The following is a 7,203-nucleotide window of genomic DNA, read 5'->3' as shown; positions in this document are numbered from 1 at the left end:
TGTGTCGGGTCGAAGGTTGCAGCGTCACGAAAAACGCGTGACGAGCAGGCGATGGTTCATCTCGCTCCCGGCCGGGAGCGGTCGCAAATGAGGATTCCATGCGCGTAGTGATGATCGGCACGGGCTATGTTGGACTGGTGTCCGGGGCGTGCTTTGCAGACTTCGGGCACGTGGTGACGTGCGTGGACAAGGATCCGGGCAAGATCGAGCGCCTTGAGCGCGGCGAGATCCCGATCTTCGAGCCGGGCCTGGATGATCTGGTGGCGCGCAATGTGCGCGAGGGCCGCCTGTCCTTCACCCTCGACGGTGCCGCCGCCATCAAGGAGGCCGATGCGGTGTTCATCGCCGTCGGCACCCCCACCCGCCGCGGCGACGGCCATGCCGACCTGTCCTATGTCTATGCCGCCGCCGAGGAGATCGCCGGCCTTATCGACGGCTTCACCGTCATCGTCACCAAGTCCACCGTCCCGGTCGGCACCGGCGACGAGGTCGAGGCCATCACCCGCCGCGTGCGGCCGGACGCCCAGTTCGCCGTGGTCTCCAACCCCGAGTTCCTGCGCGAGGGCGCCGCCATCGAGGACTTCAAGCGGCCCGACCGCGTCGTCGTCGGCACCGAGGACGAGCGCGCCCAGGCGGTGATGCGCGAGCTCTACCGCCCGCTGTCGCTCAACGAGACCCCGATCGTCTTCACCGGCCGCCGCACCAGCGAGCTGATCAAGTACGCCGCCAACGCCTTCCTCGCCATGAAGATCACCTTCATCAACGAGATGGCCGACCTTTGCGAAAAGGTCGGGGCCGACGTCCAGCAGGTCGCCAAGGGCATCGGCCTGGACAAGCGCATCGGCTCCAAGTTCCTCAATGCCGGTCCCGGCTATGGCGGCTCCTGCTTCCCGAAGGACACCATCGCCCTGGTCAAGACCGCCCAGGACTATGGTGCCCCCACCCGGCTGATCGAGACCACCGTCGAGGTCAATGACGCCCGTAAGAAGGCCATGGCCGCCAAGGTCGCCGCCGCCCTCGGCTCCGAGGACCTGGCCGGCAAGACCGTCGGCGTGCTGGGCGTGACCTTCAAGCCCAATACCGACGACATGCGCGACGCGCCCAGCCTCGACATCCTCCCGGCCCTGCAGGCCAAGGGCGCGACCGTCCAGGCCTTCGATCCGGAGGGCGGCCACGAGGCGGTCAAGATGCTGCCCGGCGTGACCTTCACCACCGGTCCCTACGAGGCCGCCGAAGGGGCCGACGTCCTGCTGATCCTCACCGAGTGGGACCAGTTCCGGGCCCTCGACCTCTCGCGTCTCAAGAGCGCCCTCAAGGCCCCCGTCGTCGTCGACCTGCGCAATGTCTACAAGCCCGCCGACATGGTCCGCGCCGGCTTCACCTATGTCAGCATCGGACGGTCATGATGGGCGAGCAACCCGCACGATGATTGCCCGACTGCGCGACCTGGCGCGGAAGCCCGAGCTCCGGGCCTTCGCGATCTCCTTCGCCCCGACCCTGGCCGCCCTGGTCTTCCAGCTGGGGACCTTCATTCTGATGGGGCGCTCGCTGGGCGCGGCCCAGTTCGGCCAGCTGGCCGCCGCCATGGCCCTGACCATCGTGGTGGTGGAAGTCGTGGGCCTCGGCTCGGGCGATATTCTGGTCCGGGCCATCGTCCAGCGTCCGGCCCGCTTTGCGGACTATTTCGGCAACACGGTCTGGCTGGGCCTGATCAGCCTGCCAATCTGTGTCGGCCTCGCCTATCTGATCGCCACCCAGCTGCTGCACATCGCGATCGCCCCACTGGCCCTGATCGTCATGCTGGCGACGGACACGCTCAATGCCCGGGTCGCAGCAACGGTCGAGAACATCTTCGTCGCCCATCGCGAGGTCGTGCGGGCCAGCTTCGTGCGCCTGTTCTCCGCCGTCAGCCGCTTTGGCCTGGCCGGTGCCGTTCTGGGGCTCGGCGGAGTCCGGCACATGGAGACCTGGATCTGGTTCACGGCAGGCTATGCCGTGGTGACCTCGGCGGTCTATATCGCCATGGTCATCCGCCGCTACGGTCGGCCCAGCCTGCATATCGAGACGGCCGAACTGGGCACGGGAGCGCTGTTCTCGGTCAACCAGACGGCCCGTGCGGCCCAGGGCAATCTCGACCGGGCCATGATGGCGGCGGTGGCCCAGGGCCCGCTGATCGGAGCCTATGCCGCAGCCTCACGGGTGGCCCAGCTGGCCCTGTTTCCAATCCAGATCGCCAACCGGCTGCTCTATCCGCGCTTCTTCGCCCACGGGGCCGAAGGCGGTCTGGCCGCAACCCGACGCTTTGCGATCCGCTGCGCCCCGTTACAGCTGGGCATCGGCCTGGTCTGCGGGGTCGGCGTGGCTGTCGCGGCCCTGAAGATCCCCGCCCTGATGGGCGAGGGCTTCGCCGAGACCACGACCATCACCCTGGGCCTGGCCTGCGCCCTGCCCCTGATGGCCGTACAGTACCCTGCCGCCGACGCCATGACCGGTGCCGGCCGCCAGGGCCTGCGCACCCTGATCTTCACCCTGGCCACGGTGGTCTTCAGCGCCGGACTGGCACTCGGGGCGCATTTCGGCGGGATGTGGGGGGTCGTCGTGGCCTTCGTCGGCGGCCATGCGGCGATCGCCGCCACGCTCTGGGGCCTGCTGTTCAGCCTTCGCGACGGCCCGGAAGTCGCCGCGCCTCCAGCCACCTGAACACCTCCGCGTCCGACCTGGACGCGATCTTCGTCAAATGGAAAGATTTGATAAGGATAAAAGAGCTCCAATTCAGATGGTTATGGTGCCTCGCGCGCCATGGCGTTCTGTGATCCGGCGTCGCCAATGGCTGGCGCGCGCCGATCAGGTTTGGCAAACTCGCAAGCGGGCGTCACCGGGCGCGGCTTAGATCTGGAAGACACATGTCACTCAGCGACAGCCCACGGATGAGCATTCCCCGCCAGGATGTGGGGGCCCCGGTCCAGGACTTCCTGGCCATGACCCTGTCCCTGGCCCTGGCCCTGGCCCTGGCCATGGGCATCATCGAGTTCTCGACCGCCTGGTTCTGGCCGCAGAACGGTGTCGACTTCTTCTTCACCATCGAGCGCATCGGTGGCGGTGCCTTCCGCTCCGCACTCTGGATGTTCATCGCCCTGGGGTTTGCGGGCGCGATCATCCGCGGCCCCAACTATGCCTTGCTGGTCGGGTTCGCCCCGCTGGCGGCCTTCTGGTGCATGGCGCTGCTGTCTTCCGCCCTTGGCGATGATCCGGCCAGTTCGGTCTGGTTCCTGACCCTGTGGACCGCCATGGCCTGCGCGGCCCTGGCGATCGGCAGCCAGACGTCGGGAAGCCAGATCGGAACCGTGGCCGCCTTCACCTTCGCGGCGATCGCCTTTGTTTCGCTGGTCCTGTTCGTGGTCGAGCCGCAGTGGGCCACGATGCGCGGTGGTGGCCGGACCATGCTGCGCGGCCTGTTCCTGCACAAGAACACCTGCGGCTGGTTCGGAACCATCGGCTTCCTGTTCCTGCTGACCTACACCAGCGGCCGCAACCTGTTCCGCTATGGCGCGATGGCGCTGTGTGTGGCGATCGCGCTGCTGAGCCAGTCAGGCACGGCCGTCGGCATCATGATGATCGGCACGGCCTTCTACTTCCTGCTCCGGCAGTTGCAGGTCCTTCGCGTCACCCCTGGCTTCAAGATCTTCGTCCTCCTCGCCGTGCTGGTGGCCCTGGCCCTGGCCGTCAACTTCATCCTTCCGGCCCTGACCGAGGCGCTTGAAAAGGGCCAGAGCCTGCGCAACCGCGAGTCGGGCTGGAACCTCTATCTGCGCTTCTTTGAAGGGCACATGGTTCTGGGACGGGGCCCGGGCTCGTTCGTGACCGGAACCTCGGTCATCAACAAGATGATCTCCGAGACCTTCGTGAACGACCTCAATATGAGCGTTCACAACATGTACCTGGCCCTGCTGGGCGAGGTGGGGATCCTGGGTCTGGGGGCCTATATCGGCGGCTATCTCTATGTCGCCGTCATCGGCACCACCCGCCCGGACGCCAAGCGCGGAGACCTGACCGCCGGCATTCTGGCCCTGGCCGTCCTCTGCTCGGGCTTCACCGAGGCCCGGGACACCCTGATCCCTCATCTGGCGACCTTCCTGATGCTGATCACCCGATCGTCGGCCGTGCGTCTCCGCTACAACGAGATGCTCATGCGCCGGACTTCGGACGCCTGAAGCGGCCGGATCCCTGTCCGATCGCACGGCCTTCGGTCACCGGCGCTGCAAACTCCGGCACGGAGGGCCAGGGCGACCGTCGGCCCTGGCGGCGCGAGGATTGTTTCTCGCCGACCGTTCATCAGAACGCTACGGATGGGCGGCCATAATGGGCCGGAATTAAACCGGGTCGGACCCGCGGCGCTGCCGCAGAACAGGGCCGCCCCAGGCATGAACCTTACGCAACTGTTCAGGCACGAATGAGCAAAGATCTGCACTATCGACCGGATATCGACGGCCTGCGGGCCATTGCGGTCTTGTCCGTCGTGCTGTTCCACATCGGCGTGCCGCATATGGAAGGCGGCTATGTCGGGGTCGACATCTTCTTTGTCATCTCCGGATTCCTGATCACCAAAATCATCGCCGGCGAGGTGTCGCGCGGCGATTTCAGCATCATCCGCTTCTATGAGCGCCGCATCCGCCGGATCTTCCCGGCGCTGTTCGCCATGCTGATCGTCACGGGCCTGATCGCCGCGGCGGTGCTGATGCCCATGGACTTCAAGGAGTTCTCGGCCAGCGCCGTGGCCACGACCCTGTTCAGCTCGAACATCTTCTTCTGGCTGAAGTCCGACTATTTCGACCAGGCCGCCGAGCTGAAGCCCCTGCTGCACACCTGGTCGCTGGCGGTTGAAGAGCAATACTACACCGTCTTCCCGCTGTTCATGGCCCTGGTCATGCCGCGCTGGCGCCATTGGCGCTGGGCCCTGCTGGCCGTGACTGTGGCCTCGCTGGTCCTGAGTATCGTGCTGGTCCGCAAGGATCCCAGCATGACCTTCTACCTGCCTTTCACGCGGTTCTGGGAACTGCTGATCGGCTCGCTGATCGCTGTCGGCCTGCCGCCCCCGATCCAGAACCGGACAGCCCGTCAGCTGATGTCCCTGACCGGTCTCGGCATGATCCTGTACGGCGTCGTCACCTACACCGCACAGACCCGTTTTCCGGGCGAAAGCGCCCTTCTCCCCTGTCTCGGCGCGGGCCTCATCCTCTATGCCGACATCACCGGACCCACCCTTGTCGGCCGGATGCTGTCGCTGAAGCCGATGATCTGGGTGGGGCTGATCTCCTACTCCCTGTACCTCTGGCACTGGCCGGTTCTGGTCTTCGCCCGCTATGTACTGATGCGTCCGCTGGAAACGGTCGACAAGCTGGCGATCTTCGCGGTCGTGATGCTGCTGGCCTATCTCAGCTGGCGTTTCGTTGAGCGCCCGTTCCGGCGGGCCCGCAATATCGACACCCGGTCAATGTTTCTCGGCGCGGCGACCATGATGGCCCTCGTTCTGGCGGTGGGCGGGGCGGGCTATCTGCTGAAGGGCCTGCCGGGACGCTTCCCGGCCCCGGTCCGCCACTACGCCCTGGCTTCCGAGGACATCAATCCGCAACGGGCGGCCTGCGACCGACGTTCGGCCTCGGACATTGCGGCCGGACGGGTCTGCACCCTGGGCGCAGCGGTCGGCGGCGGCCCGACCTTCGCCGTGCTCGGGGACAGCTTCGGCGACGCCCTGATCCCGGGCATCGACGGTGCCGGCCGACAGGCCGGGCGCAAGGGCCTGATCCTGACCTATAGCGGCTGCTACGCCCTCGTCGGCGTCGACCAGGGCAATCCTGAATGCCAGCGTCAGCTCGAGGCCAGCCTCGCCCTGATCCGCCGGACACCGAGCATCCGGACCGTGGTTCTGGTCGGCCGCTGGACCACCGCCGTCAATGGCAGCCGGTTCGGGGCGATGAGCGAGAACGCCATGTTCATCCGCGACGAGGCGTCAACCACCCGCAGCTACGCGGAGAACCCCCGGGTGTTCGAGCGGTCGATGGCCCGCACCATCGGCAGGATCAAACCCCTCAAGGTTCTGGTCGTGGCCTATGTCCCCGAGCAGGCCGTTGACGTTCCCCGGGCCGCCGCGCTCAGCCGTTATTTCAACCCGCAGCCCGACATCAGCGTGCCGCGGGCGACCTATCTGGCCCGTCAGGCCCCGGTTCAGGCCATACTCGAGCCGCAGTCGAGGGCTCTGGACTTCCAGCTCCTCGACGCCGGCAAGGTGCTTTGCGATGACAGGGCCTGCATCGGGGCACGGGGCGGCGATGTCCTGTACTTCGACGACAACCACCTGAGCGCGACGGGGGCCCGCAGGCTGAGCGGCGTGATCGGCGCGGCGCTCAGGGACTCCTGACGGTCAGAACGCGGTCCAGGCCCGGACATAGTCGATCTCCAGAGCGGCGGGATAGGTGCCCAGCGCCGGATCGCCCGCCGTCTTGTCGCTGATCGCGAGGTTCAGCAGCATGTACATCGGCTTGGCGTACTGGAACGGCGTCCGCCAGGTCTCGCGGTCATCGAGATAGAAGACGAGTTCGCTCGCGGTCCACAGCACGCCATAGGTATGGAACTCGGATGTCGTGGTGGTCTTCGGCTGGTTCTGGGGATGCAGCACCTGCTCCGCGCCGGTCCGCCCCAGATGCACCGCGATATTGGCCAAACCGGTGCGGTCCAGGGGCACCCCGGGCTTGACCTGTACGGTCGGGTGCGGCCCCGCATAGTGTTCGAAGACGTCGATCTCCGGCAACCGGCCGGCATTCTCGGCCGTCTTCTCGGTCGGTAGCAGCCAGAAGGCCGGCCAGGTTCCCCAGGCTCCCGGCATCTTCACGCGAGCTTCGAAATAGCCGTAGGTCTGGCGCAGACTCTTCTCGGTGGTGATCAGGCCGCTGGCCCAGCGCCGCGTTCCCCGACCACAGTCAAACAGCACCTTATCAGGCAGCGGCTCCGCCCGGATCGACAGTACGCCCTGGGACACGCTGAACGGGTCGTGACCGCAATAGGCCGGGTCGACATAGACCTGCAGTTCCCCCGGGAGGGTGCGGGCCATGAACTGCTCGGCCAGCGTGGTCGGCGCACTCCGTCGGTCTCGCTGGGGGCCGAAATAGTAGTCGCTTTTCCAGGTCCCCCTCGGATTGGCGGGGCTCC

Annotated in this window: 5 protein-coding genes; 4 read left to right on the top strand and 1 reads right to left on the bottom strand. The window is 66.5% G+C overall.

What is annotated here, in order from left to right; genetic code table 11:
• Positions 1–98 precede the first annotated feature (98 nt).
• From DBR10_RS12750 to DBR10_RS12735, 4 genes are all read left to right on the top strand, one after another.
• A complete protein-coding gene (locus DBR10_RS12750) occupies positions 99–1,406 on the top strand; it encodes a UDP-glucose dehydrogenase family protein (protein ID WP_108556387.1) in 1,308 nt (435 codons plus the stop codon).
• 19 nt (positions 1,407–1,425) lie between these two features.
• Positions 1,426–2,700 (top strand): lipopolysaccharide biosynthesis protein, encoded by a 1,275-nt coding sequence (locus tag DBR10_RS12745; protein ID WP_158272212.1) that lies wholly within the window; start codon positions 1,426–1,428, stop codon positions 2,698–2,700.
• 227 nt (positions 2,701–2,927) lie between these two features.
• Positions 2,928–4,211 (top strand): O-antigen ligase family protein, encoded by a 1,284-nt coding sequence (locus DBR10_RS12740; RefSeq protein ID WP_108505100.1) that lies wholly within the window; start codon positions 2,928–2,930, stop codon positions 4,209–4,211.
• Between the two features lie 239 nt (positions 4,212–4,450).
• Entirely contained in the window at positions 4,451–6,415 is a 1,965-nt protein-coding gene (locus DBR10_RS12735; protein WP_108505099.1) for an acyltransferase family protein, read from the top strand.
• A 3-nt stretch (positions 6,416–6,418) separates the two neighbouring features.
• Here the strand turns inward: DBR10_RS12735 and DBR10_RS12730 are convergent.
• The coding region (locus tag DBR10_RS12730; protein ID WP_233243400.1) for a glycoside hydrolase family 16 protein at positions 6,419–7,203 on the bottom strand (785 nt) is incomplete at its 5' end.

The sequence above is a fragment of the Caulobacter sp. HMWF025 genome, assembly GCF_003060965.1.
Taxonomy (GTDB): Bacteria; Pseudomonadota; Alphaproteobacteria; order Caulobacterales; family Caulobacteraceae; genus Caulobacter.
The sequence above is the reverse complement of the archived record's forward strand: the minus strand, read 5'-3'. Positions and strand labels throughout refer to the sequence as shown.